The organism is Synechococcus sp. BA-120 BA3 (assembly GCF_034931285.1).
In the GTDB taxonomy this organism is placed as follows: domain Bacteria; phylum Cyanobacteriota; class Cyanobacteriia; order PCC-6307; family Cyanobiaceae; genus Cyanobium.
In genome coordinates this window covers 1-520 of sequence record NZ_JAYGHZ010000522.1, presented here as the reverse complement: position 1 = coordinate 520, position 520 = coordinate 1, and the positions used below count along the sequence as shown (strand labels likewise).

At 76.0% G+C, this 520-nt stretch carries 1 protein-coding gene; it reads right to left on the bottom strand.

Going from position 1 to position 520, the window contains the following annotated elements; genetic code table 11:
* On the bottom strand, positions 1 to 520 hold a 520-nt coding region (locus VB737_RS17275), incomplete at both ends, for a cobalamin biosynthesis protein (RefSeq protein WP_500314787.1).

Below are 520 nucleotides of genomic sequence, written 5' to 3'. Positions count from 1 at the left end.
CCCCACCGGCGGCGCGCCCGATCCGCTTCTCCACCACCAGGCGCGGCGCCGTCCCGGCCAGCTCCGTCAGCAGCCGGCCCGCCTCCGATGCCGCCTCCCATGCCGCCTGCAGGGCGGCGGCTTCGGCCACGCTGGGCGTGCCCATCTCCCGGGCCACCGCTTCCGAAGGATGGGGCACGGCCACCGACGCCAGGGTGGGGGCGTCATAGAGGCGCAGGGGCCAGCCGTGCTGCTCCGCCAGGGCCAGCAGGGCGGGTTCATCCCCCTTGCGATCGATGCTGGCCAGGCCCGCCACGGCCTCCCGGGCCAGTCCCTGCTGCTCCAGGCCTTCGGCCACCAGCCGTTCCAGCACCGCCAGGCTGGTGTCCCGCTCGCAGCCGATGCCCAGCCAGAGACTGGGGGGATGCCAGCGGCAGCCCGCGCCACCGCGGGGCCCGATCACCATGGCCGCCTCGCCGTAGGCCTGGCTGCCATCGGCTTCGCCGCCCTCGGTCCTGAAGTTGCCGGCGGCCTCCAGCCC